Annotated in this window: 19 protein-coding genes; 8 read left to right on the top strand and 11 right to left on the bottom strand. The window is 58.9% G+C overall.

The window, feature by feature from the left end:
- The 5 genes from AAAX73_RS04490 to AAAX73_RS04470 form a co-directional block, all read right to left on the bottom strand.
- Positions 1–1,413: GH25 family lysozyme (locus tag AAAX73_RS04490; RefSeq protein ID WP_349125151.1), on the bottom strand; the 1,413-nt coding region annotated here is incomplete at its 3' end.
- A 226-nt stretch (positions 1,414–1,639) separates the two neighbouring features.
- A complete protein-coding gene (locus AAAX73_RS04485; protein WP_349125150.1) occupies positions 1,640–4,774 on the bottom strand; it encodes an NlpC/P60 family protein in 3,135 nt (1,044 codons plus the stop codon).
- 12 nt (positions 4,775–4,786) lie between these two features.
- On the bottom strand, positions 4,787–7,924 hold the full coding sequence (locus AAAX73_RS04480; RefSeq protein ID WP_349125149.1) for a C39 family peptidase: 3,138 nt from the start codon (positions 7,922–7,924) through the stop codon (positions 4,787–4,789).
- A gap of 151 nt (positions 7,925–8,075) precedes the next feature.
- The gene (locus AAAX73_RS04475) at positions 8,076–8,765 is read right to left on the bottom strand and encodes a hypothetical protein (RefSeq protein WP_349125148.1); all 690 of its coding nucleotides are present in this window, start codon (positions 8,763–8,765) and stop codon (positions 8,076–8,078) included.
- A complete protein-coding gene (locus tag AAAX73_RS04470; protein WP_349125147.1) occupies positions 8,762–10,057 on the bottom strand; it encodes an AAA family ATPase in 1,296 nt (431 codons plus the stop codon). Before AAAX73_RS04470 ends, AAAX73_RS04475 begins: the two co-directional genes overlap by 4 nt.
- A 253-nt stretch (positions 10,058–10,310) precedes the next feature.
- Here AAAX73_RS04470 and AAAX73_RS04465 point away from each other — a divergent pair, with 253 nt between their 5' ends.
- The gene (locus AAAX73_RS04465) at positions 10,311–11,411 is read left to right on the top strand and encodes a glycosyltransferase (protein ID WP_349125146.1); all 1,101 of its coding nucleotides are present in this window, start codon (positions 10,311–10,313) and stop codon (positions 11,409–11,411) included.
- 4 nt (positions 11,412–11,415) lie between these two features.
- Complete coding sequence (locus AAAX73_RS04460) at positions 11,416–12,561, top strand: acyltransferase family protein (protein ID WP_349125145.1); 1,146 nt, start codon at positions 11,416–11,418, stop codon at positions 12,559–12,561.
- On the opposite strand, the gene AAAX73_RS04455 is transcribed toward AAAX73_RS04460, so the two are convergent.
- Positions 12,558–13,724, bottom strand: a complete 1,167-nt coding sequence (locus tag AAAX73_RS04455) for a hypothetical protein (RefSeq protein ID WP_349125144.1) — start codon at positions 13,722–13,724, stop codon at positions 12,558–12,560. The two genes, AAAX73_RS04460 and AAAX73_RS04455, sit on opposite strands and share 4 nt — an antisense overlap.
- Positions 13,725–14,129: 405 nt before the next feature.
- Here AAAX73_RS04455 and AAAX73_RS04450 point away from each other — a divergent pair, with 405 nt between their 5' ends.
- Entirely contained in the window at positions 14,130–15,149 is a 1,020-nt protein-coding gene (locus AAAX73_RS04450) for a glycosyltransferase (protein ID WP_349125143.1), read from the top strand.
- A 9-nt stretch (positions 15,150–15,158) separates the two neighbouring features.
- On the opposite strand, the gene AAAX73_RS04445 is transcribed toward AAAX73_RS04450, so the two are convergent.
- The 5 genes from AAAX73_RS04445 to AAAX73_RS04425 all read right to left on the bottom strand — a co-directional run bounded on the left by AAAX73_RS04445 (position 15,159) and on the right by AAAX73_RS04425 (position 20,198).
- Complete coding sequence (locus tag AAAX73_RS04445; RefSeq protein ID WP_349125142.1) at positions 15,159–16,955, bottom strand: AAA family ATPase; 1,797 nt, start codon at positions 16,953–16,955, stop codon at positions 15,159–15,161.
- A gap of 202 nt (positions 16,956–17,157) precedes the next feature.
- A complete protein-coding gene (locus AAAX73_RS04440; RefSeq protein WP_349125141.1) occupies positions 17,158–18,936 on the bottom strand; it encodes a hypothetical protein in 1,779 nt (592 codons plus the stop codon).
- A gap of 128 nt (positions 18,937–19,064) precedes the next feature.
- Positions 19,065–19,484, bottom strand: a complete 420-nt coding sequence (locus tag AAAX73_RS04435) for an HI0074 family nucleotidyltransferase substrate-binding subunit (protein WP_118079706.1) — start codon at positions 19,482–19,484, stop codon at positions 19,065–19,067.
- On the bottom strand, positions 19,471–19,758 hold the full coding sequence (locus tag AAAX73_RS04430; RefSeq protein ID WP_118079703.1) for a nucleotidyltransferase domain-containing protein: 288 nt from the start codon (positions 19,756–19,758) through the stop codon (positions 19,471–19,473). The genes AAAX73_RS04435 and AAAX73_RS04430 overlap by 14 nt, the downstream gene beginning before the upstream one ends.
- An 8-nt stretch (positions 19,759–19,766) precedes the next feature.
- Positions 19,767–20,198: an Rrf2 family transcriptional regulator gene (locus tag AAAX73_RS04425; RefSeq protein WP_118079701.1), complete on the bottom strand. Its 432-nt coding sequence runs from the start codon at positions 20,196–20,198 to the stop codon at positions 19,767–19,769.
- A gap of 222 nt (positions 20,199–20,420) precedes the next feature.
- Between AAAX73_RS04425 and sufC the strand changes: the two genes are divergently transcribed.
- From sufC to sufU, 5 genes are read left to right on the top strand one after another with little or no spacing between them, the layout of a single operon-like run.
- On the top strand, positions 20,421–21,221 hold the full coding sequence (gene sufC, locus AAAX73_RS04420) for a Fe-S cluster assembly ATPase SufC (protein WP_006235561.1): 801 nt from the start codon (positions 20,421–20,423) through the stop codon (positions 21,219–21,221).
- Positions 21,222–21,233: 12 nt separating this feature from the next.
- Positions 21,234–22,646 (top strand): Fe-S cluster assembly protein SufB, encoded by a 1,413-nt coding sequence (sufB, locus tag AAAX73_RS04415; RefSeq protein WP_117640948.1) that lies wholly within the window; start codon positions 21,234–21,236, stop codon positions 22,644–22,646.
- Positions 22,646–23,917, top strand: coding sequence for a SufD family Fe-S cluster assembly protein (locus AAAX73_RS04410; RefSeq protein WP_349125140.1), 1,272 nt, complete (start codon positions 22,646–22,648; stop codon positions 23,915–23,917). The genes sufB and AAAX73_RS04410 overlap by 1 nt, the downstream gene beginning before the upstream one ends.
- Positions 23,914–25,239, top strand: a complete 1,326-nt coding sequence (locus AAAX73_RS04405; protein ID WP_349125139.1) for a SufS family cysteine desulfurase — start codon at positions 23,914–23,916, stop codon at positions 25,237–25,239. The genes AAAX73_RS04410 and AAAX73_RS04405 overlap by 4 nt, the downstream gene beginning before the upstream one ends.
- Positions 25,232–25,666 (top strand): Fe-S cluster assembly sulfur transfer protein SufU, encoded by a 435-nt coding sequence (gene sufU, locus AAAX73_RS04400; protein ID WP_117821356.1) that lies wholly within the window; start codon positions 25,232–25,234, stop codon positions 25,664–25,666. The genes AAAX73_RS04405 and sufU overlap by 8 nt, the downstream gene beginning before the upstream one ends.
- The last annotated feature ends 71 nt before the right edge of the window (positions 25,667–25,737 follow it).

The raw sequence follows: 25,737 nt of genomic DNA, 5'->3' as shown, positions 1-25,737 counted from the left end.
GGCGTCGCCCTTCTTGACGAGCCTGATCTGGACGGCCTCGACGCTCCTGCCGAAGCCCGTGGTGCCGGCCTCCTCGCCGTCCTTTGCCCAGGACATCCAGCCGATGTTGGAGGCGTGGACGCGGTAGTAGACGTCGTAGTCCTTCGCGAGGGAGCCCGTGAGCCTCAGGCGCACGGCCTCGACGGCGCGGCCCTGTCCGGTGGTGCCGCCCTCGGACGCCGAGGGGGTGTCCCATCCCTGCCAGCCGATGCCCGAGACATGGGCGTCGATCTGGACAGAACCATCTTCCTCGGGATTCAGAATACTGACTTTAAGATCTTCCACGGCCTTCGACTGTCCCGTTGTGCCCGCAGTTGATCCATCTCTTTTACTGCTCATCCAGCCTATATTAGAAACATGTGCTTCATATTGGATATGCATCTTACCGTCATCAACGTTGAGAAAAGACCCATTAAAGCAGTAGTTCATGTCGCAGCGTCCGTTAACGCCCGGGACATTACCGCTGCTTGAGTACTGCCAGAAACTGTAGCTACCGGCATAGTCACAACGCCAATTGTACTGAGCGACCCAATGGTCATAACCGCTCAGCGACGGAGAGTTCAGATAGTTGTTAAACCAGTTAAGGTTTGCATAAATGCCAGATTTAAAGCCAACGGCCTCCATACGGTTACAAAAAGTCTGCGCAATCTGAGCGAGCTTATCTTTGCTGAAATTCGGATCCTGCAAGATATAGTTATCCTCAAGATCGTAATAAACGGGAAGCGACGGATGATGGCCACCGAGCCAAGCAAGCGTTCGATCGGCTTCTATATTTGCATCCGCTACAGAACGAGCATAGGAGTAATAGTAGACACCGTAAGGAATCCCGAGACGTTCGCATTCGGTAGCGTTTCGTTCAAACGTTAAATCGGGTTTGCCGTAAACAGGGCCGACCTTGAGAATGGCAAATTCTATTCCAGCGGCTTTAGCCTGATTCCAGTCAATCGTCCCCTGAAAGTTGCTGACATCGATACCACGTGCAACGGCACCATTGGGCAAAGCTTCGTCAGCCAAAGACTGTGCATCGATGCCATCGGAGACAGCATCGATAAGCAAGCCGTTCTCGTAACGCCAGGAATTCGGCTCCAAAGAGTCAGCTTCAGGAAAATCCGCCTGTGTGAAATCATCCGCCGAGGCCTCGCCAGCAGAATCGTCAACGTCCGACTCATCAGTCCCGATTCCAGACTGATCATCAGAAACTGAGCCTGAGTCCCCATCTGGACGAGCGGCGTCCGCATCGTCACCATACCATTCGGTTACACCCTGAGAACCCGAAGCGTCGCCCTGCCCATCCTGAGAACTTTCACCTTGAAATCCGCAGTCGTTCGATGATTGCTGTACCGACTGTGAAGAAGCGACGGATTGGGCAGACAACGCGTATGCATAGTAAGGCTGAATGATTTGCGACCAAGCTATTAAAAGCGTTCAAACCAAAGCTGCAGACGCTTTGAGACGATTCATATATCCCCCGAGACATTGACTACTTTCGAAGACACCAAGTTATATTACCGCACTTCTAAACAAGCATTTAAGGCTTAAGGCGCAACGGTAGCATTCAGACAAAAAGAGGCGCTCCCGTTACGGAGCGCCTCAATTGGCTCTATGCAAAAGGCCTTGCGGCACCGATTACACGACCAGGAGCATAGACTGAGCGCTCGGTGACTCCAATTCCCGGCCACGAATCGATAATTCGACCGTTTCCGATGTAGATTCCAATATGACCCTGGTAGTAGACCACATCTCCCCTCTGCATAGCAGAGGTGCTAACCGGCATAAATGTGTTGTTGCGATACCAATTCATGGAGTTATAGGTTTGCTCGGGCAACCAACGATGGTTATAGGGGTTATACCAAGCCATATCCATGCCGGTCGCATACAGACATTGCAGCACCAAGCCCGAGCAATCAACTGCATCCCCCGGCCAAGAAGACCAAGGCTCGATATAACGAGTTCCAATGTATTCACGAGCACGCTGAATGAATGCATTGATGCAGTCCTGGCGCGAAGCGTTATAGGGAATGCGGGAAGGCGTGACGTATGTAAAGTATCCGGTGCAATATGAGGGAAGCTGCACGCTGCTGCAATTAACCTTTGGGTAGGATCCGGGAGTCTGGTAGCCCATATAACGATAGGTCTCAAAATACGAATCAAACGTAGACCCCGGTGCGGAAGCGCCCTTGGGGACAATCTTTACCTGTAAGGCCTGAACAGGAATGCCAAGCTTCGTGGTACCCGCCGGTGATCCATTTTTGGTCCAGCCAAGCCAACCATAATTTGACACATGAACGCGATACCAGACATCAAAGTAATTGGAAACATCGCCGGTCAAGCTGATCTTTACGGCTTGAATTTGCTCCCCTTGACCAATGGTCCCTGATGCAGCCCCATCAGAAACAGCAGATTGCCAGCCGATATTGGATACGTGGGCAGAATACGAAATGCCGCCACTTATAGAGCTATCAGAAAGCGACAGCTGCATGGCCTCCATGGCGCGATTCTGCCCAACCGTGCCAGCAACACCATCATTATCAACAACCGTTTGCCAACCAAGCCCAGAGCAGTTTGCCTTAACGGAAAGCCCAGGGAGCTGAATCAAAGCCGCCTGATCTTGGGCGGGCGCGTCAGAAGAGCCCTTGGCAACTAACTTAATTTGAATTGCCTCAGCCTGCTTAGCCAAGCCTACGGTGCCGGCTGCAGCGTCATTCTTAGCCCAACCAAGCCAACCATAGTCTGCAGCATGAATGCGATAATAGATATCGTATTTTGAGGCATCGTTGCCAGTCAGCCTTAGCTTGACTGCCTGAATTGCGAGATTCCTGCCAACAGTGCCAGCATAGTCGGCACCCGAAACGTATGGCTGCCAGCCAATATTCGCAACATGTGCCGACACTTCGACGGAGGCATCGATGCCCTGCGTTGCGACATACAACGCCTGCAGGGAGCGGGCCTTTCCAGTCTGACCGGCAGTTTCACCATTGCCAACAGGAGCCAGCCAGCCCGCAGAAGCAACGTGCGCTTGAGAAACAAGACCGACTCCAGACGCCTCGATAAACGCATTGTCAGTGGAGCCGGGCGAAGACTGACCCTTATTAACAAGAGCTATGTCAATGCCACATAAGCCGGAAGTTCCGCCGGAAACACCACAAGGTTGACCATTTGAGGTCCATCCGGTCCAGCCATTGCTAGAATCGTAAACCCTATACCAGATGTCGTAATTGGCAGCAAGCTGACCGCTCAATGACATTTTTATCGCTTTTATGGGCGCCCCAGATACTGCCTTGGCAGGGCCGCCATCCGATGAGGAAGAACCCCAGCCCGAATACCCGTCCATAACGGCATAGGAAATAGAGCCGTCATCAGTCTGTCCCGCAACGCTTAAGGCGATAGAGTTCAACAGCTTGGAGTCTTTGCCTCCAATTGAAGCCTTTTGACCAGAGGAAGAACCTAACGTTTGCCCAGAAATAGCCGATCCGGAGACCGTAACAGCATCAAGATCTCCGATAAAAACCTTATCCGAAGAGCCGGGCGCAGATCCGCCCTTCTCTACAAGAACCACTTTGACCGCCTCGATGGCCTTGCCCTTGCCGGCAGAGCCAACAGCTGCGCCATTGCATGCCCAATCAAGCCAGCCTATGCCCGAGACATGGGCGCAATACCAAACGTCATATTTTTCAGACGCCTCACCAGTCAAGCGAATCTGAACGGCCTCAAGGCGTTGCGCCTTACCAGTCGTACCGCAACGACCTTCGGACCACTTCTGCCATCCAATATTCGACACATGGCCACGAAGTTCAATAGCACCCGAATGACCATACCAGTCAAGCTGGGCCTCAAGAGCCTCCATAGGAAGGGCCCTGCCGGTCGTTCCTGCAATAGCCCCGTTCCCCACGGGGGACATCCATCCTATGTTAGCCGTATGCGAGCGGATAGAAATCGAAGCGGGATCATCAACACGGTTCTTGAAGGGCGTGGCGGTGTCGCCCGGGGCGGGGTCGCCCTTGGGCAGGACCGCGACCTGGACGGCCTGGGCGGCGCGGCCGTAGCCCGCCGATCCGGCCTCTGCGCCGTCGCACGCCCAGCCCAGCCAGCCGAACTCGGCGGAGTGGACGCGGTACCAGACGGTGTAGCGGGCAGACAGCCCGTCGGACAGCCTGACCCTCAGGGCCTCGACGGCGCGGGACTGGCCGGTCGTGCCGGCGGTGCCGCCGTTGCCGACGGCGGGCTGCCAGCCGATGCCGGCGACGTGGGCCTCGACGGACAGGGCATTTGCAACCTGCTCTTGAGAGGAAGGCCCGTCCACTTCAAGTGAGATTTTAAGTGCCTCGAGATTCAAGCCCCTGCCTGTCGTTCCGGCAACCTTGCCCGAACCAACTGGGTTCATCCAGCCAATATTCTGCACATGGGCAGAAACGCTTACGTTTTTGACGGTCAGCAGATTGCTTTCGGCTGAATCGGCAGCAATGGCTCCACTAGCCTCTTCGGAGGAAGCTAACTGCACGTTTTGGGACTCAATATTCTCGGGAGTACCATCCGATTTTTGTTCCTCGGACACCAAGCCGTCTTGCGTGGCAGCCGAACCATCAAGGACGGAGTCATTTGAGCTAGCAAATCCGTTAATTGAATAATCAGCATATGCAGCGGTCACAGCCCATGTTTGGCTCACGAGCAACACGGCAGCCATGAGAATAGAAACGGACACATCAAAGAGACGTCTCACGATTCCACCTTCCTTCATCTATTAACGGACCTACTTAAGGACAACCGCTTGGGCTCCTCGTTGCGAGTATAGCGAAGCGATGCGTTCAGCAGAGTTAGAGACATAGCCGGAGAGCGAATCGGCAATGTAAACGGTACCCAGGGAACGATTAAAGCCTCTTAAAACAACGGTATGAGAGTTGGTATACGTACGATAAATCCTTCCGCCGTATCCCTGAGTCGCATAGCATCGACCCAAATTCTGCATGCCTATCGTCGACCAGATAATAACGGGATGTCCGGCTTCCAAATAGGAATAAAGATCATAGAAACCAGTGCCCGTGACGTCATACGCCCGCAAGCTGCTTCCACGACTAATCAAAAAAGAATTAGCCGTGTTGGTCAATCCAGGAGCGGATATGCAGTTTCCGTTCGAAGCGCTATGCGGATTACCCCAAAACGCCGTCACAAAATCCCAGCTGCTCTTAGGCATATACGCATCTGCAATGACGGTTTTACCCAGCCCAAATCCGTAATAGTTGAGCGCATTGGTCAATGCAACGGACTCGCAACCAGTAGGAAGCTCGGGATTCTGCATTGTGCAAGGAACGTTGAGGACAACCGAATTCGGGTGCAAGGGGCGATCCCTGTACGCGCCCTCCGTGGGACCCGGCGCCGCCGAGCCCTTCGCGAGGATGCGGACCTGGAGCGCCTCGACGCGGTAGCCGATGCCGGTCGTGCCGGCGCGGGCCCCGTCGCTGGCCCACCCGAGCCAGCCGTAGTCCTGCACGTAGGCGCGGTACCACACGTCGTAGTACTCGGAGAGGCCGCCGGTCAGGCGCATCTTGACGCACTCGACCGCCCTGCCCTGCCCGGTGGTGCCGGCCACGGCGCCGTCAGAGACCTCGTCCTGCCAGCCGATGCCGGAGACGTGGGCGCTGTAGGACAGGCCGCCGGAGACCGGCGAGGAGACCTCGGCCGAGATCGCCTCCACGGCGCGGGCCTGGCCGGTGGTGCCGGCGGTGCCGCCGTTGCCGACGGCGGCCTGCCAGCCGACGCCCGAGACGTGGGCCCTGAGGCTGAGCGAGGGGACGGAGAGCTCGGCGGGGGCGCCCGACGATGGGGCGTCGCCGCCCTTCTCGACGAGGACGACCTGGAGCGCCTCGGCCTGGACGCCGAGGCCCTCGGTGCCCGCGGCCTCGCCGTCCTTGGCCCAGCCGAGCCAGCCGTAGCCCGCCGCGTGGACGCGGTACCAGACGTCATAGGAATCGGAGACGGGGCCGGAGAGGGACACCCTCACGGCCTGGACGGCGCGGCCCTGCCCCACCGTGCCGGCGTAGGAGGGGGCGGAGGCGGCGTCCTGCCAGCCGATGCCGGCCACATGGGCCGCGACGGAGACGGAGCTCCCCTCGCCCGCCCCCTCGAGGGAGGCGCGCACCGCCTGGAGCGCGAGGCCCCTGCCGGTCGTGCCGACGTCCTCGCCGCCGCCCACCGCCTGCAGCCAGCCGCGCTCCGCGACATGGCCCTGCAGGACGAGCGCCGGGCCGGAGGCGGCGCCGGAGACGAAGGCCCCCTCGGTCGGGCCGGGGGCGGCGCCGCCCTTCGCGACGAGGGCGACCTGGACCGCGGTGAGGCCCGAGGCGCCCGACTCGACGCCGGAGGGCTCGCCGGAGCTCGCCCAGCCGGTCCAGCCGCGCGCGGAGTCGAAGGAACGGTACCAGACGTCGTAGCGCTCGGCGAGGCCGCCGGACAGCCCGAAGCGGACGGCCTTGAGCTGGAACCCGCCGCCCGCGGCGGCGAGCTGCGCCCCGTCGGAGCTGGACTCCCCCTGCCAGCCGGAGCCGAGCAGGAGGCCGCGGTAGCCGACCGACCCGTCGGACTCGAGGTTGTCGACAACGGCGGCGACGGAGCCCAGCACGGGTCCCTTCTCGGAGCCGAGCGTCAGGACCCCGCCGGAGAACGACGAGCCCGCCGGCGAGCCGGAGACGGAGAGGGCCGAGCCGGACAGGCGCTCGCCGGCGCCGCGGAAGGCGCCGCCGGCCGGTCCCGGCGCGGCGCCGCCCTTGGGGACGAGCACGACCTGGACGGCCTGGACGGCCTTCGACAGGCCCACCGTGCCCGCGGACGCGCCGTCCTTGGCCCAGCCGAGCCAGCCGTAGTCGGAGCAGTGCACGCGGTACCAGACATCGTAGGACGAGGCGGCCTCGCCGGAGAGCCTGAACTGGAGCGCCTCGACCGCCAGGGAGCGCCCGGTGGTGCCGGCGGCGCCCGAGGTCCAGCCCTGCCAGCCGACGTTCGAGACGTGGGCCCTCACCTCGAGAGAGGAGGAGCCGTGCCCGTACCAGGACACGGAGCCCGAGAGGGCCTCGAGGGCGCGGCCCTGCCCGGTGGTGCCGGCCACGGCGCCGTCCGAGACGGCGCCCTGCCAGCCGATGCCGGCGACGTGGGCGCGGTAGGAGACCGAGGGGGGCTCGGAGGACCTGTCGACGAAGGGCGTGGACGTGTCGCCCGGGGCGGGGTCGCCCTTGGGCAGGACCTCGACCTGGACGGCCTGGACGGCGCGGCCGTAGCCCGCCGAGCCGGCGTCGGCGCCGTCGCACGCCCAGCCGAGCCACCCGAACTCGGCGGAGTGGACGCGGTACCAGACGGTGTAGCGGGCAGACAGCCCGTCGGACAGCCTGAACCTCAGGGCCTCGACGGCGCGGGACCGGCCGGTGGTGCCGGCGGTGCCGCCGTTGCCGACGGCGGCCTGCCAGCCGACGTTGGAGACGTGGGCCTCGACGGATATGGCGTCGGCGCCGAGGGGCTCGCCGGTCGACGCGTCGGACAGGACGAGGCGCAGCGCCTCGAGGGGGAGCCCCCTGCCGGTCGTGCCGGCGACCCCGCCGCCGGCGACGGCGCCCATCCAGCCGATATTGGAGACGTGGGCGGAATAAGACAGCGAGACGGGCGCGGCCTCCTCGGCCCGGGCGGGCTCCGCCTGGCCCCCGTCGGCCTGGTCCGGCTCGGCCTGCGCGGCCTCGGCCTGGGCGCCGGAACCCTCGTCGCCGGGCTGCGCCTCGGCGGGGAGCGGCTGCGCGTCCCCCGCCGCGGCGGGGGTGGCGTAGGCCGCGGGCCCGCACAGGGCCAGGGCGGCCGCGAGCGCGAGCGCGGCGGCGGCCCCGGAAACTCGTTTCACGGAGCGTCTCATGGAAAATCCCCCTAATCTAGCAACGGTTTAGAGTCTACTAGATTGGGGGGACGGGGGCCAAGCCCGTACAGGCCGACAAACTATCAAATCAAATTGCTAATTGGGGAAATCTAATCCACATCGTGAGCAGCAACGGCTAAACCCCGAAAGGCTAATCTGAGTCAAATTTAGAGACAAGCTTTCTAGCCACGAAAAGCTTGGCTCCCAAATACTCGTCCTTCATATCCGTTTGGCTTTCAAATTTCTTAAGGATTTTCAGACAAATCATCTTCTTAGCGCTGCGATTGTCCTCAATCCGCCTACGCTTGATTGTGCTGGCCACAACCTTTTCAATTGTCCTCATGGACTCAAAGCGATCAGCACAAAGGTTGGTGTGGGAATTATTGAGACCAAGCGTTATCTGAATATCGTGCTGAACGGATTCATCTTTAGCATCAATACGCCCGTCGCGGTGGTAATAAATAGTTTCAAGTGTATGGCGCCTGGTCGGATCAACCGTCATTGATGCATTGCCACGTTGCTTGTCGCACGTCTTCCCACCCCTGCCGTCGCAGACAGCGACCATATTACGATATGAAAGGCTCAGCTCTCCATCTGCCGCAGAATCAGTAGGGTGCTGAGGGATTAGATGCTCGATCGTAGCCGGATGCCCATCCGTACCGATCCTGCACATACAGTAGGCGCAAAGATGCCCCTGTTCGGCAAGCAACGCCTCAAGAAGCTTGCGCTTTGACTCCCCTCGAAGTGATTCGTAACAAAAAGTTGCATCCGGAGTATTGCGGATGATCCTCTTCGCCTCAGCAAGTGCCGCAGGCTCGCATCCCTTTACGATTGGAATCACGACAGCAGCTCCTCAAGTTCAAGGGTTGTCCTTGCTGCAACCACATCCGGGTCGTCCGCCCCAACGAATGCCTCAAGTTTCTCGAGCCCTACCCTAGCGTCGGCGTGGCGCCCCTCGTCTACGGCACGGTTAAATGCATCGAACAACTGGACCGCTTCCTCGGGACGCGAGGAAGCATCTAAAACAGTGTTGAGAATGTCTCCCGCATCACGTCCGCGTGTCTCCGTCGCAGGAACCGACACGGCCTCGCCGTCAAGGACGCGAATGTTGCCGCGAGGCACTGATGCCACAACGACCGGCGAATGCGTGGTCACGATAAACTGCACGTTGGGGAAGATGCGAACGAGGTCCTCCAGAATTCGTGCCTGCCAACGAGGGTGCAAATGAAGATCGATCTCGTCAATCATTACCACGCCCGGCGTCTCGAGCACACGATCTCCTAGTGCGGGATTCAGCATCGCCATGCGATATGCGATGTCCGCAAATAGGCTCAACGTGCCACGATATCCGTCGCTCATTGAATGAATCCTATCGCGATGGTAACTACCATCGGCAGTGCTATATGTAAACACCAGCTGGCCGAGTTCGGCATCAAAATCGACCATCGCATCCACGGTAGAAGCAGCGGCATCAAAACATGAGGCCAGTGCCTTTTTAACCGCAGAGAACAGTGCGCTGTCACGCCTATTCTGCCACTCCCAAATGGATTGAGATTTAAACCATGCATTCATACGTGCATCGTTCGAAGATGCCTGTAGGGCACCTTCGTACCCACGCGTCCTGTTGGGCAACGATTGGTCTTTAGGTTCAGTCCGCATCCACAATCGATCGGTCCTATAACGAGCAAGAATGGGAAGGACAACCGTCTCGCCACTGCGGACAAGTTTTTGCAGCCGAGCGCCGGCATCCACCACAGCCGCAGCATCTGCAATAGTAGTGCGGCCCTTGGCAGTATTAAGCGAACGCGACCAGTGCACGTTCTTGCCAAGAACAATTCCGTCAGCACCTATCGTCACCGGGTACCGCGACTGAACGTCAAACATGTCTCCTTGCTTAATAACGGCACCGCGGGCATCGTCAGGCGTAATGCCAGGTGCTTTCGCATTCTCAATCTTTTGGAATAAAGTGCCCAGAGCAATGCTTGCGGCATCAATAAGAGTACTTTTTCCCACACCGTTATCGCCAACCAAAACCGTTAGTTGACGCTCAAAACTAACTGAGATGGATTCAAACTTGCGAAAGTTGCAAACTTCGAGCTTGTTAATCAAGTAGCTATTATTAGCAAACCCCACAACAGTCTCCTCAAATTGCATATCAACAGGAAAATCGATACGTTTATTACCTTATAAAGAATTCTATTCCGATGCAATCAAATCAAGTTGGACGAATATCCCGCTAAGACGTAACGCAGCCGTTAGAGCTCTTTCAAGAAATCATCATGCATTGATTAGCAACCCTTACCGTTGCCTTCACCCAAATGCAACTAAAACCGTTGCAAACGCAATTAGGTATAATTCTTCCAAATCGCCTAGAGAAAGTGTTTGAATGCTGACCGTAATCGTGCCTACTTACAATGCCGAGCCGTATCTTTCTCAGGCTATAGGCAGCCTATTAAACGAAAACAAAATCAACCTGGAGATCCTCGCCATCAACGACGGATCCACCGACAACTCGCTCGCCGTTATGCAAGATTTCGCTGCGCGCGACTCACGCGTTCGAGTGATCGATAAGGCAAACCAGGGTTACGGCGCAACCTGCAATCTGGGCATTCGCGAGGCAAAGGGCGACTGGATTGCCATCCTCGAGCCCGATGACTGGATCGAGCCCGGAATGTACTCCGACATGCTTGCCTTTGCCAAGCGCGAATTTGGCGATCCGAACAAGCTCGATATTATTGAGACCCCGTATTGGATCATTCGCAACCCCGATACCCCCCAAGAGGTCAAACTTCACTGCGCATATCGCGGTCGCATTAAACCGCCTCGGCAACCGTTCACCATTCACGACGCTCCACACCTGCTGGCCCATCATCCGTCCATTTGGTCGGCAATCTATCGTCGCGACTTCCTGTTGCAAAACAATATCTGGTTTAAGGAAATCCCCGGTGCGGGCTGGGCCGATAATCCATTCCTTGTCGAAACGCTCTGCCAGGCAAAGGCGATCGCTTACTGGCCCAAGCCGTATTACTGCTACCGCGAGGAAACACCCGAAAAGGCAGCCACTCTGGCCAAGCGCGACCCCTTGATGCCGTTTAATCGCTGGAACGACATGGTCGATATTCTTGAGCGGCTCAACGTCACCGACCCCGCCGTTTGGACACCGCAAATCACACGCGGCTTCACCTATATGGGCATCATGATCGAGCACACCGGAATTGAGGGGCACCCCGAAATCGAGCGGGCGATCCACAGGATGTTCGAACGCATGCCGCAAGAGCTGGTATTTGCCAATCCTCGCGTTACTCCCGCGGCCAAAAAGCTCTATGCCGAGTATATGGGCATCGCCGACCCTAAAATCAGCTACTGCGCATACGCCAAGGACCTCGTGGGCGAGGGCTTGTATAACGTATGGAATAAGGGGCCCAAGCAAACTCTAAAAATGATCGCATCGCACTTTGGTTCATACAACGCGCGCGCTGGAAAATAGTCTGATGGGCAGAAAGGCAAGCAGAAATACCTCCATCGAAGCGCTGCGCTTATTCGCGGTCGCCGGGATTGCCATATTCCACACGTTTCAGTGGACCTTCCAGGCGACCTGCGTCGGCTTGCCGGATTACGCGACTCTCGCCCTCTTCCCTTACTCCGGCGCGCTCGGCTTTATCAACCTGCTGGGCTGTTGGGCCAACGAGGTCTTCTTTATGATCTCGGGCTACTTCCTTATCCCTTCGGCGGTTCGTTCCCTCCAAAACGGTTCATCCGCGCTGGACCTCGCTAGTAAATCGTTTACGCGGTTAAAGAAGATCGTCTTGCCCACGCTCTTTTATTGCGCCACCTGCCTTTTTGTTTCGATGTACGTGTATCCCCTACCAGAAATCTCGCTGCATGAGATTGGCTGGCTCACGTTGGGCATCGAGTTTATCTGGGTCTACGCGGCATCAGTATTGCTCGTCCCAGTGATTGCGTTGATGCGGCAGCGAATCGGCAGCAAAAGAGCCCCGTTTGTCGTAGCACTTCTTGTGCTCGCAACATTTGGAATCAACTGCTACATCGCGGCGACGGCAAACGAAGCGGCCGGTATCATTTTGTGGCGCAAACTCATGAGCGCCGTTACCTACCTGGTCGCGTTTATTGCAGCTGGAGAAATGCGCTTTGTCCTCGAATGCCACGGCAACGCATCCGGCGCTCAAAAATCCAAGATCGTACTCATCGGACTCGTTGCCGCCACCATCGCGCTCGAGCTTCTGCTATCGGCAAACAGCCAGTACAACACGCTCTGGAAGCTCTCCTACAAGTCCACTTCCGTCATATCCTTTATCTTGGCCGCCGCATCCGTTGCCGCCGCAGCACTCCATCAGCCGCGCCACAAAGTCACTGCTGCAGACGAGACAATCATATCTCTCGCCGCAGGAACGCTCGCTTTCTACACCGTGCAGTCGTTTACCTGCAACGTCTGGCGACCCATCTTCGACAATGCAATCTACACCATGGCAACAGGCATCCAAACGGGAACGCCCCGTCCAGCCGCCGCCATTTTGCTCGGAATCCTTATGAGCCTTTGCCTCGCGCTTTCCCTGCTCCTCGTGGACATCGTGCGCAGGGCCGTAGTCGAGGCCATCAAGGCCCGTATGAACGGCTAAGCGACCTTCTGACTCCTCAGACCACGAAGCGCGCTTACACCCGAAACAAATAAAATCGCAAAGACAATCGCCCAATTCTTGCAGCCAAATACCGGAATATGAACGATCGCATGGTCATGCATAACAACAAAATAACCCAGAACAACAACCAAGGGCAGCGCCATGAGCAGCGACTGGATCAACACCTTTCGACGACGACCGCCTTGTGCGCCGCCCCGTATCGAGCAAACGAGCACGGCAACCCAAATCGCCAATACGGCAGCAAGCGAAACAAGGCAAACGACGTTCGAGATCATCGCATAACCGGCAGTTGAGCAAATGGCGAACAGCTGCGGGCTCATGCAATAAAACTCCTTCAAAATCTGAGGCCAGTCAGCCTGGGGCAACAGTGACGAAGTCCCATGCGCAGACCAAAGGCCCATCTCGCCCAGAACGTTCGAAAAGACCTCGTCCCAGCCCAGCACAAATACCGCGACAACCCATTTCATCGCCCAGGTAAACACAAACGAAAGCCCAAACCCAAAGAGCGCCTGCAGCATCGTGACGACGCAACGCTTGGGGCGCTCACCCTTGGGGAGCGCAATGAAGGCGAAAAAGCAATGCAGGGCGACAACTGCGGCAGGAATCGTTAAAAAGTCAAGAAACGAAAACACGGCGCCCGTCGCTATCGACCAAAGGACAAGGCGGCTTGTGAAAACCCGTGCGTTCGGGGCCGAGCCCAAACGAAGGCTCATGCAAGACATCATGATGAGCGCCACAAAGAACGAGATGCACAGCAGCAGATCACCGATAAAATTGAAAAACAGATTGGTCGAGAACAGCAGGATTGCAAGGAAACCCAACGTCACTGGCTTTGAAAACCGCTTCCGCAAGGCAACGTAAGCGCAAGCGGAGCCGACAATCGCCAGAGCGGCCGCAGGCACCACGACAACGTCGATACCGCCAATAAACAGGCAGGCATTCGTAAGTAGCTGCCATCCATGCCAATACCGGTAGTACTGCTGATGCGTAATCCCACCGGCTTTCGTAACGTCATCAATCTCGGCAACAGTCATCGTCTTAAACGGAGAACCTTGGTCCTTTTGCTGTGCGACTTCAATGATAAAGCGATTGTTATCAAAGCAAACAGGACCAGCTGCAACACGGTGGTCGTAGACATACATGTCAGACAACAGGGCAGAGGACTCCGAACCCTGCACATGCGACTCGATGACGGGCCTCGGCAGACAATTTGCCGCGGTATTGCTCAGGACAAATGCGGCCTGAAGAACCAAAAACAGCAACATGACCTTGACGGGAAGGCTATCGGCAAAGGAAGCTAAACGAGTTTTATTCACAGGGCATCCAAACACAAAGATCGCGTCCACAGGAATCGGCTCCTATGTAATACCACAATGCGCGGTTGCAATCTCGCCACACGTCAACCAGGCTTGTAGCAAACGTTCTTGGTGATTAGCGGAACATTACTCGCGAGCGCCCGCCTACGCTTACAATAGTCGTGTCCCATGGGACACGTTGTTTATTCCGCAGGGCCGATATACTGCCCACGCGAAAGGATATTCTCGTTCATGACTTCCACCCTTCCCGCTCCCATCGATAAGCTCGCCATCGTTGTCGTTACGTACAAGCGCCAGGAGCTCTTGGCCAACCTGTTCGAATCTATGACCGAGCTCACGGCCGCGCCCTGGCGCATCGTGATTGTCGACAATGAGAATTCGCGCGAGACCGAAGCCATGTGCGTCGCATTCAACGAGCGCCTCGCCAAGCTGTGGGGCATCGACACCGACCAGCCCGACGCAAAGGGTGGCACCGACCGCGTCATCTACGCCCCGCAGCTCGAAAACGGCGGCGGTGCGGGCGGCTTTTCCGCCGGCACCAAATGCGCCTATGACCTAGGCGCACAGTGGTTCTGGGTGATGGACGACGACGTGCTCGTCATCCCCGAGGGCATTGAGCGCCTGGCCAAGTGGACCGACCGCTACGACGTTATCCAGGGTTCGCGCCTGGACTTCGACGGCGGTGCCTTCTTTTGGCAGTACCAGCTCATCCTTTCGCTTGGTATCCCCAACCCCATCGCTAAGTGGGACCTGGGCCCCGAGGGCTACCGCGCCATGAACCAGCTGTGCTTTGAAGGCGGCCTGTTCTCGCGCCGCGTAGTCGACAAGATCGGCCTGCCCGATGCACGCTTTTTCATCTACGGCGACGATGCCTGCTACGGCTATGTTGCGAGCCAGCACTTCCCCGCCGCCGTGGTTGCCGACGTGGTGCTCAGGCGCGCCCGCGCCGTCTCTAACTGGGACATCGCCGGCAAACGCCAGCTCAACTCCACGAGCGACACCAACCGCTACTACATCATGCGCAATCGCGGCTTTTTGGCCCGCTACATGCAGATCTACGGTGACTACCACCCCATCCTGTTCCGTCTGGGCAATGCCGCGACCTTCTGCAAGGAGTTCATTCGTCTGGCAGCGGTCGATAAGTGCTTTAAGACCGGCATCCCGGCGCTGCGCCGTGGCATGAAAGATGCTCGCAAGATTATCAAGGATCCCGACTGGGAGCCCATGCCGCCCATGAAGGACGCAGAGTAGCTGACACCCCTACAGCCGCTGGCACACCGCTGCCACACGACACCCGTCAAACCCGAATCCCCAGCGCATGCGGCCCACACCGGGTCGCGGTACGCGAATCTTGTCGATACCGTCGCGCTCTATGTCGAGCAGCGCCTGAACGGCCAGTAGCTCTAGGCCCAGCGCGTTCACACCGGGGTCAAACATCATATTGACCGTTATCAGCGGACGCTCGTCGAGCATGCCGATCGTGTCTGCCACGTCAAACACGGTGCCCGTAGGAAATACCTGGATGTCCCAGCGATCCGCGCCACGCTTTCGCCTCGAGGCAGGATTGGCATAGCCCGGCAATCCAAAGCAGAGTCCCTGCAAGAGCAGGTGATATGGCAGCTGCGCATCTGGGTTGTTCGCACCGATTCCCGCATCTCCCAGGATGCGTTCTAACGCCCGCTTCACCGCATCCTCATCCCCACGGCACAACCCGTCGCGAAACGCATCAACGTCTCGAGTGTCTTCGGCAGCACACTCAAACCACTCAATAATTACCAGACGCAAGGCTTGGCGAAGCTCATTATTGGGCAACCGCAGAGCACGGAGGCGATTGCCATGTTCCGGCTCCTCAGTCATATCCGTCGTCAGGAAACCGGACAGATACAGCGCCGTCCACAGGCCATCATCAGACGAGGCCTCTGGCCCCGCAGCGCCCAAACAAAGCGGGACCTCAACGCATCCATGGGCCTCGAGCAAATTGAACAGAGCCGAAAGGCAATCAAGATTCCAGTCACAAACTACCCTACTTAGGCAATCGGCATACCCATACAGGTCGGCACGCACAGGCGCCGTGCAGCCTCGGTCCAGAAAACCGATCACACGCGCCGGACTCGAGCAATAGGTCCTGCCAAACCGATATCCCTCGAGCCATTCACGCGCCTCATCCAGGTATTCCTCGCGTCCGGCATGACTCAACAGAGCCTCGACCTCGGTATCCGAAAAGCCGAACCAACGGTCGCACCACGTCGAAAGGGGCGTCGAAAGACGATACGAGCAGCTGCGCGAAGAAAGCGCCTCCTCGGCAGGACCGGGACGCTCCCCCATCAGACACGTCAACCGTAGCGAATGGCCCGCGGTGGCAATGGCGTCGAACAGCACGCGATCGAGCAGCTCCGCCGGACCGGCGCCGGAAGCGTCCCTCGCGCTCGCACTGGGCGACCACGCCGCGTCGTACCCATCAACGAGCAATACAACCTGCTCATCGCAGGCCATCTCCAGCAGCTCAATGAGTACACCGAGCACCGAGTCAACCTCGTCCGCGCTCGCCACGCCACGCGCAACGCGTTCGATGTGACGTACCTTGTCTCGTGCTAAATCCGGAGCTTCCAAGAGTGGCATCAAGCGAGCGCATTCGCCCGAAAGAGCATCACGCACGACGCCGACAACAGAGGCACCACGCCTCGCAGCGCCAGAAAAGTCCAGCGATATCACCGGATAGCAAGCGTACTCGTTCCTATAGCGCCCGCCGTCCGCATCCCAAATCTGGGAACCAGCAAACAGGCCCCGATCGACCTGCCCGACCACGGGACGCTCCAGAAAAGCCTTGAGCATCGACAAGTTCATGCTCTTGCCAAAACCCTCGGGTCGGCAGCACGCCATAACGGGCGCTTCGCAATCCAGCACATCGGCAATAAGCATCGTCTTGTCGACCAGTGTGCAGCAACCAAGAGCCTCCGCATAGTCGTGCATGCTGATGGGCAAAACCGCATCGTCGGTACAGCCGATTAGACGCACGCCAAAGTCGGCAGCACAACCATTATTTGCCTGTTCAGACATCGCAACGTTCCCCTTAAATCGCAGCATGATGCCAATTGTAATGACCGCCTCGCGCGTACCGACGACGCCGCGCGAACATATCGGGCAACGGTAGCAACAAGAGGTATGAGGGGGCATAACTAATCGTTGCACAACAAAACGGGGCCCGATGCATTCGCACCGGACCCCGTCCCAACTCTTTAGTTATCTAGCAACCAAGAGGCTACTCCTCCGAGCCGTCCTCCCCAGAAGCCTTCTTCTGCTGATCGAGCTTATGCTTACCACTTACGATAGACGTAGCGCCCAGTGTGGCCAAGCTTGCACTGGCAAGGCTCGCCATAACGATAAGGTCGCCCGTCTTGGGCATGTTACCGCCAGATGACTTGGTCGTTGTAGTCGTCGTGGTTGTAGTGGTCACCGTCTTGGAGTCATTTTGCTCTTGGGCCTGGTTGTCAGCACCGCTCTTGTCGTCGTCTTCGGGCTGTTTCTTTTCGCCCTCGGTCTTGCTCTCGTCCTTCTTCTGAGCAGATTTGTCGTCCTTCTCCTCAGAGCTAGAACCCTTATCAGATTCGGTCTTCTCGGAAGCCTTGTCCTTGGAGTCGCCCTTTGCGGCCTCGGTCTTTTCCGTGGAAACCTGATCAGAGTTGTCCTTGTTCTGGGTCGAGCCGTTATTGACGCCAGCCATCAGCGAAGAACCCAGCGTAGAACCAAGCTGCTCGGAGAAAGAGGGCTTCTTGTCCGGCGAAGCAACGGGAGCGTCCGGCGCTTTATTCGAGTCGCCCTTGGAAGCATCGGAATCAGGGGTTGCGTCAGAGCCGGAGCCGTTGTTAGAGCCGGTGTCAACGAACGAATCGCTCGAGCCGGTGGATGAGTTAGAGGTGTCAGCGTCGGTCGAACCAGAAGCGTCGCTGTCCGTATTGCCGACAGAGCTTGAAGACGAATCGCCCGCAGCAGAGCCGTTCGAATTGGAGCCGTTCGAGGTAGAGCCGTCGTTGGTAGTGCCACCAGCAGAGCCATTACCGTCAGCATCGGTCGAGGGCGCATCCATCCTGTCATCGTTGGCATCGTCACTCGAGTCGTCATTCGAATCAGGTGTCGGCGAGGGCGCCGGTGTGGGCTCGGGCTGCACGGGCGTCGCGGCGGCAGCCTCGTCCTCAGCGATATAAACCAAGCAGTCCTTTAGCTCGTTGCGGTAGCGGTTCTTCCAGCCTTCATGATACTGGGGCTGGCTCGAATACTTGGTCGCCACGTTGTTGACCACGCTATTGGAGAGCGCCGTCACAAACTCGCGGTCGGACATATCGTTGGAAAGATTTGCCCAACGGAAGAAATCCCTGCAACCACCGGTGCCGCACATATTGGTGATGCTCCACACCATGCCCTTGACGCAATCGGCGCGGCCGGAGATGTCAATGCCAAGAGCGCTCTTGAGCCACGCCTCGGTCACCGCATAGTACGAGTTGTACGCATAAGCGTCCTGAAGCGCCGAGAACTCGACAGGATCGGTGTTATAAGCGCCCTGGAAGGCCTCCTGCGCAATACGGCCCAGCTCGGTAAGTTGGCCCTTCTCGTACATGGCATTGCTCGCGTTGGAAATCTCGCCGCCGAGATCAATCGCATCCTTGAGCATGCTGTACTTGGCAGAATCGTAGTTGTAAACCTGCTTCATAAACGGAATGAGCGACCAGCGGCGATCAAACTGATAGTAACCCAGTGCGTTATAGCCGTCACCATACGAAAATCCCTGGTTGTAGTTACCATGGCTCTCGTACTTGGTAAAGTACTTCATCTCGGGAGTCACGTTGACAAACGAAACGCCCTGGACCGACCTCAGCACGCCCGAGAAGGACTGCTGGGTGTAGAGACCCTTATCGATATCGGTGGCATCCGAGGCAACGCCCGGCGTGGGCTCCTCGGCAGCGGCGGGTGCCGGCGCGGAAACGGCGCCAAACGAAAGCGCCAACGTCAGGCCCGCGACAATCGCGGAATGCTTGGGCTGCATAAGATCCTCCCTGCATTGGTGTAGTTAAAGTGCAGTTTGCAAAGATGAATCTAAGTATCCCAGCTCGCCCGTTGTTGCACAACAACCCCTCGGTAAACGGCAACAACCCTCCGCGAAATCTTAAGGAATTAAACAAACTGGTCGTCAGGCGCCAACAGAAGCTCGCCGTAACGCTCCATCAGCCCGTCCCTCAACTGGCAGAAAGCAGGGATATAGACGTCCAAGATGCGCTGAATCAAATCTTGAGCGAGCTTGTTGTCGTAGATATGGACGTTCGTATTGCGGTCTCTGAGCATATCTAGCCAGGCTGCCTCATCAATAAAGTCGTAGAATCGGTAGGACTCCTTCAAGATGGCACGAGGAGACCCCGACGCGGCAAGCGTGGCACCCTCATACTCGAGCAGACGCTTAAGGAGCTTCCAGCTCAGTTCAAATTGAAGATTGAACTTATTAATCAATCCACTCTGAACAAAATCATTGTTGAGATCCTGATTGGGCGCATCCTCAAGATTCGCCAAGGCGCTGGCAAAGTTCTCATATTTTTTCATACAGAATCACACCATCCCTGGCAATTTCATCGAGCAATTGCTGCGATAAGGACTCATCGAGATTGACGACATCTACATCTAAAAGAGTATCAAGACGCTCCTCGATCAAATATGAGAAACGGCCGAAATCCCGGCAACCTGCTACGGCGATGTCAATATCGCTCTTAGGCAAGTTGTTGCCTCGAGCGCGAGACCCAAACAGCACAACTTTCTCGGCGTCACATTCCCGAGCAAAATCTTCGATTTGCTTGTACACCTTGTCGAGAGATGCCATTTGCAGCCCTACAGCTTAATCTCAAAGTTGATCTCGGGGACGGCGGCTAGGTCGGCCAGGGTCACGCCGTCGACATACTTTTCGATCACGTCGTCCAGACCGCGCCAGAACTTGACCGTTGAGCACAGATCACTACGGGTGCAGCTGTTGTCGATGCCGTCGCACGCCACCGGAGCCGTGCTGCCCTCGACGGCGCGCAGGATGTCGCCGGCACGCACCTCGGCGGGGTCCTTGGCCATCATGTAGCCGCCGCCCTTGCCGCGCACGCTCTTAAGCAGGCCCGACTTCATAAGCGGACGAACCAGCTGCTCCAAGTACTTTTGCGAGATATGCTCGCGGTCGGCGACCTCGCGCAGGGCAATCTTGCCTTCGGCGTCGCCCAACGCCGCGATATAGATCATCAGCCGGAGGGCATAGCGGCCCTTAGAAGAAATGAGCATACCTACCCTCTCATCGTTGCCGGGACAAAATACCAGGCCTATTTGTCCCAAATCTTATGCACGCGGGGCAAACAAACCTGATTATTATGTCCCACATCTAAAAAGTCGAGTGGATTAGTCGGGTTTTCCCTTGACTAACGCCGAACCCATAGTAACTTTATTCCGAGAAGATTCCTAGGGTTTAGTACACCTATGAGTACACCATATACAGAGAGGGACAGCATGAGCGCAAATCCGCTGCTTTCCATCGAAGGTCTGACCGCCTCCGTGGACGAGAAGACCATCCTCCACAACGTCAACCTCAACGTCGCCGCCGGCGAGACCCACGTGCTGATGGGACCCAACGGCGCCGGCAAGTCCACCCTCGGCCACCTGGTCATGGGCGACCCTGTCTATACCGTCAACGACGGCCGCATCGTCTTTGACGGCCAGGACATCACCGAGCTCACCACCGATAAGCGCTCGCGCGCCGGCCTGTTCCTGAGCTTCCAGGCCCCGGTCGAGATCCCGGGCGTGCCGCTGTCGAGCTTTTTGCGTGCCAGCATCGCCGGCCGCCCCGGCCTGGAGATGAAGGGCAAGGAGTTCCGCCGGCGCGTCAAGGAGCTCGCGGCAGAGCTCAACATGGACACCGCCTACCTCAACCGCGAGCTGGGCGTGGGCTTCTCGGGCGGCGAGAAAAAGAAGGTCGAGATGCTCCAGCTCCTGCTGCTGCAGCCCAAGCTCGCCATCCTGGACGAGACCGACTCGGGTCTGGACGTCGACGCCCTGTCCACCGTCAGCCACGGCATGGACGCCTACCGCAAGAGCTGCGACGGCTCCATGCTCATCATCACGCACAACACGCGCATCCTGGAGCACCTGGATGTCGACCGCGTCCACGTTATGGTCAAGGGCCACATCGTGCGCGAGGACGACGCCTCGCTTATCCCCTGGATCGACAAGAACGGCTTTGAGACCTTCGAGCGCGAGGCCGCCGAGCAGCGCGCCCAGGCCGAGGCCGCCGCTGCCGAGCAGCAGGCGTAAAGGGGCGACGCAATGACCAAGAACCGCACCGAAGTCGCGGACATCGACCGCAGCCTCTACGACTTCACCTATGGCGAGGAGGGATTCGAGCGCCTCGACGCCGGCATAACGCCCGACATCGTGCGCGAGATCAGCGCCAAGAAGGACGAGCCGCAGTGGATGCTCGACCTGCGCCTCAAGTCCCTCGAGATCTTCAACCGCTTCCCCGACCCGACGTGGGGCCCCTCCATCGAGGGCCTGGACATGGACAACATCGTCACCTACGTCAAGCCCAACACCGACCAAAAGCACGACTGGGAGTCGGTGCCCGACGACATCAAGAACACCTTTGAGCGCCTGGGCATCCCCGATGCCGAGCGTAGCTACCTGGCGGGCGTCGGCGCGCAGTACGACTCCGAACTCGTCTACCACAACATGCAGGACACGGCGTCCAAGATGGGCATCGTCTACTCCGGCATCGAGGAGGCCCTGCACGACCCGCAGTGGGAGCCGCTCATCCACGAGAAGTTTATGACGCTCATCCCGCCCACCGACCACAAGTTTGCGGCCCTGCACGGCGCCGTGTGGTCGGGCGGCTCGTTTGTCTACGTGCCCAAGGGCACCAAGCTCGATTTTCCGCTGCAGAGCTACTTCCGCCTCAACGCCAAGGGCGCCGGCCAGTTTGAGCACACGCTCATCATCGTCGAGGACGATGCCGACCTGCACTTTATCGAGGGCTGCTCCGCACCCAAGTACAACGTGGCCAACCTCCACGCCGGCGCTGTCGAGCTCTTTGTGGGCAAGCGCGCGCACCTGCGCTACTCGACCATCGAGAACTGGTCCAAGAACATGTACAACCTCAACACCAAGCGTGCGCGCGTGGACGAGGACGGCGACATCGAGTGGATCAGCGGCTCCTTCGGCAGCCACGTGGGCTACCTCTACCCCATGAGCGTGCTCAACGGTCGCCGCGCCCGCTCGAGCTTTACCGGCATCACCTTTGCCGGCGCCGGCCAGAACCTCGATACCGGCTGCAAGGTCGTACTCAACGCGCCCGATACCTCGGCAACCGTCGAGACCAAGGGCATCTCCAAGAGCGGCGGCATCCAGACCTTCCGCAGCTCCATCGTGGCCACGCCCAAGGCCGAGGGTTCCAAGGCAACCGTGAGCTGCCAGTCGCTGATGCTCGACGACCAAAGCCGCTCCGATACCATCCCCGCCATGGACATCCGCGCCAAGAATGTCGACATCGGCCACGAGGCCACCATCGGCCGCATCGGCGACGATAAGGTGTTCTACCTGATGAGCCGCGGCATCTCGGAGGAAGAGGCCCGCACCATGATCGTCAACGGCTTTGCCAACCCGGTCTCCAAGGAGTTGCCGCTGGAGTACGCCGTCGAGATGAACAACCTGATCAAGCTCGAGATGGAAGGAGCGATCGGATAATGAAACAGACCACGAACACCGCCGCCACCACGCTCGAGCAGGTTAATGCGATGCCTGCCGCCACTTGGGGTTGGCTGCGCATGAACCAGACCAAGCTTGAGCTTTCGGACGAGCTTACCGTCGCTCCTGCCGAGGCCGTCGAGGTCGAGGGGCTGGACGAGCAGTTCCGCGGCACTGCCGACGCCTTCGACGCCACCATGGACGCCATGGCCGAGCGCTTCCCCGAGCGCCGCGCCTCCGCCCCCGGCGACGCTGCCGACCGCGCCCGCATCACACCAGAGACCGAGCTCGACGTGCCCGCCACCTCTGTCTACCAGGCCGGCGCCATCAAGCTCGAAGAGGAGCTCTCCCCTGCCGAGGCCTTCGAGACCGGCATGGGCGAGGCCGCCTACACCTACCTGGCCGACCACGCCACCAAGCGCATCGTCATCGACGTGCCCGCATACCAGCACGCCACGGTCACCGTGCGTGTGAGTGGCGTCGACGCTGCCGCGGCCATCGCCGCTATCGATGTCGTCGCCCGCCCACAGGCGACGCTCGACCTGCACATCGCTTTGGATTCCCCCGTTGCCGGCGAGGGTGTCGTGGGCTCCGTGCTGCGGGTGTGCGCTCACGAGTACGCCACCGTCAACGTGACTTGCACGCAGACGCTCGACGACAGCTGGATCGCACTCGATGACACCGGTCTGTTCCTAGACGAGGGCGCGCGCGTCAACGTGCAGCACACCGTCCTGGGTGCCGGCGCCAGCGCCACCGGCCTTGCCGGCGACCTGCTGGGCGACACCGCCAAGGTGACCATCGATACCGATTACCTGGGCGCCCGCGAACAGGTGCGTGACTTTAACTACGAGCTGCGCCACCGCGGTCGCAAGACCGAGTGCGAGATCGACGCCAACGGCGTGCTGACTGGCATGTCCAAGAAGGTCTACCGCGGCACCATCGACCTCGTGCACGGCTGCAAAGGTGCCGTCGGCACCGAGCGCGAGACGGTGCTCTTGGCCAACAAGGGCGTCGACAACAAGACCGTCCCCGTCATCCTCTGCGACGAGGACGACGTCGCCGGCAACCACGGCGCCACCATCGGTCACGTCCGTGACGAGCAGCTGTTCTATCTCGCCTGCCGCGGCCTTGACCAAAACGCCGCCGAGGACCTGTTCATCCGCGCCAAGCTGGAGGACGCCGCGCTTTCCGCCACTGACGAGCGCACCCGCGCTGCCGTCGTCCGCTTGGGCAATAACCTGATCGACAACTTTGAGGAGGAGCTCGCATGATCGACACCGAGCACGTTAAATGCGACACCTGTACTGCCCCCGAGCCCATGGAGCTCGACGCCAGCGACGAGGCCTCGCGCGGCTGGCCTACCGTCGACATCGAGACCAATCCCTACAAGGCGCAGTTCCCGCTGTTCCAGCAGCACCCCGAGATCGCCTTCCTCGATAGTGCCGCCACCGCGCAGCGTCCCGCCTGCGTGCTCGACGCCGAACGCGACTTCTACCAGCGCATGAATGCCAACCCTCTGCGCGGCCTGTACTCACTGTCCGTCGAGGCCACCGAGGCCATCGCGAAGGTGCGCCAGCAGATCGCCGACCTCATCGGCGCCCCCCAGGCCAACGAGGTCGTCTTCACCCGCAACACGAGCGAGTCGCTCAACCTGGTCGCCAAGAGCTTTGCGCCTACGGTGCTCAAGCCGGGCGACGAGGTCGTCATCACCATCATGGAGCACCACTCCAACCTGATTCCGTGGCAGCAGGTCTGCCGCGATACCGGCGCCAAGCTCGTCTACCTCTACCCCACCAAGACCGGCCAGCTCACGACCGAGGAGGTTCTGTCCAAGGTGGGCCCCAAGACCAAGATCTTGGCCGTGGGTCAGGTCTCTAACGTCCTGGGCGTTGAGAACCCGGTCAAGAACCTCGGCAAGCTCGTGCACAAGTACGGTGGCTATCTGGTCGTCGATGGTGCACAGTCGCTGCCGCACATGCCGGTCAACGTGGCCGATCTGGGCGCCGACTTCTTTGCCTTTAGCGCGCACAAGGCCATGGGCCCCATGGGCATCGGCGTGCTGTGGGGCAAGATGGACCTGCTCAACGCCATGCCGCCCATGCTCACCGGCGGCGAGATGATCGACTCGGTCACCGAGCAGGACGCCGTCTGGGCGCCCGTCCCCGAGAAGTTCGAGGCCGGCACGCAGGACGCCGCCGGCATCTTCGCCACGGGCGCGGCGCTTGACTACCTGGTCAACACGGTAGGCTACGAAAATATCCAGACCCGTGAGAAGGCACTCGTCCACTACCTGATGGGCGAGCTCATGCAGCTCGACTTTGTCCAGATCATCGGCTCCATCTATTGGGACAACCACCACGGCGTCGTCAGCTTTAACGTCAAGGGCATCCACCCGCACGATGTCGCGAGCATCATGGACATGGACGGCGTTTGCATCCGCGCCGGTCACCACTGCGCGCAGCCGCTGCTCACCTGGCTGGGCGTCGAGAACCTTGCCTGCTGCCGAGCCAGTGTAGCCTTCTACAACGACAAGGCCGATATCGACAAGTTCATCGCCGGCCTGCATCACGTTTGGAGCACGTTCAATGGGTAACCTCTACACCTCCACCACGTTTATGGAGCACAACTCGCACCCCGACTACAAGTACGAGATGGATGCCCCCACGCACGAGCACGACGGCATCAACCCCAGCTGCGGCGACGAGCTCACCTTGCAGCTGCGTGTCGAGAACGGCGTGATCGAGGAGGCCTCCTTTACCGGTCACGGCTGCGCCATCAGCCAGGCCAGCGCCGACATCATGGCCGACCTCATCACCGGCGAGACGGTCGAGGAAGCACGTCGCTTGGCAGGGCTCTTCCTCGCCATGATTCGCGGCGAGCAGCTCTCCGAGGAGGACCTGGAAGACCTGGACGAGGCCGCCCAGCTCCAGGACATCTCGCACATGCCCGCCCGCGTCAAATGCGCCGAGCTCGCCTGGCGCACCCTCGACGGTATGCTCACGGGACAAAATAATCAGTAATAGTTGTCTCAAATCTGAAGAATTCTGTTGGCCGAATCGCTTAACTTTCGCGATTCGGCCATTTTCTTTTC

Source organism: Collinsella sp. CLA-ER-H9 (assembly GCF_040092295.1).
GTDB lineage: Bacteria > Actinomycetota > Coriobacteriia > Coriobacteriales > Coriobacteriaceae > Collinsella.
The sequence above is the reverse complement of the archived record's forward strand: the minus strand, read 5'-3'. Positions and strand labels throughout refer to the sequence as shown.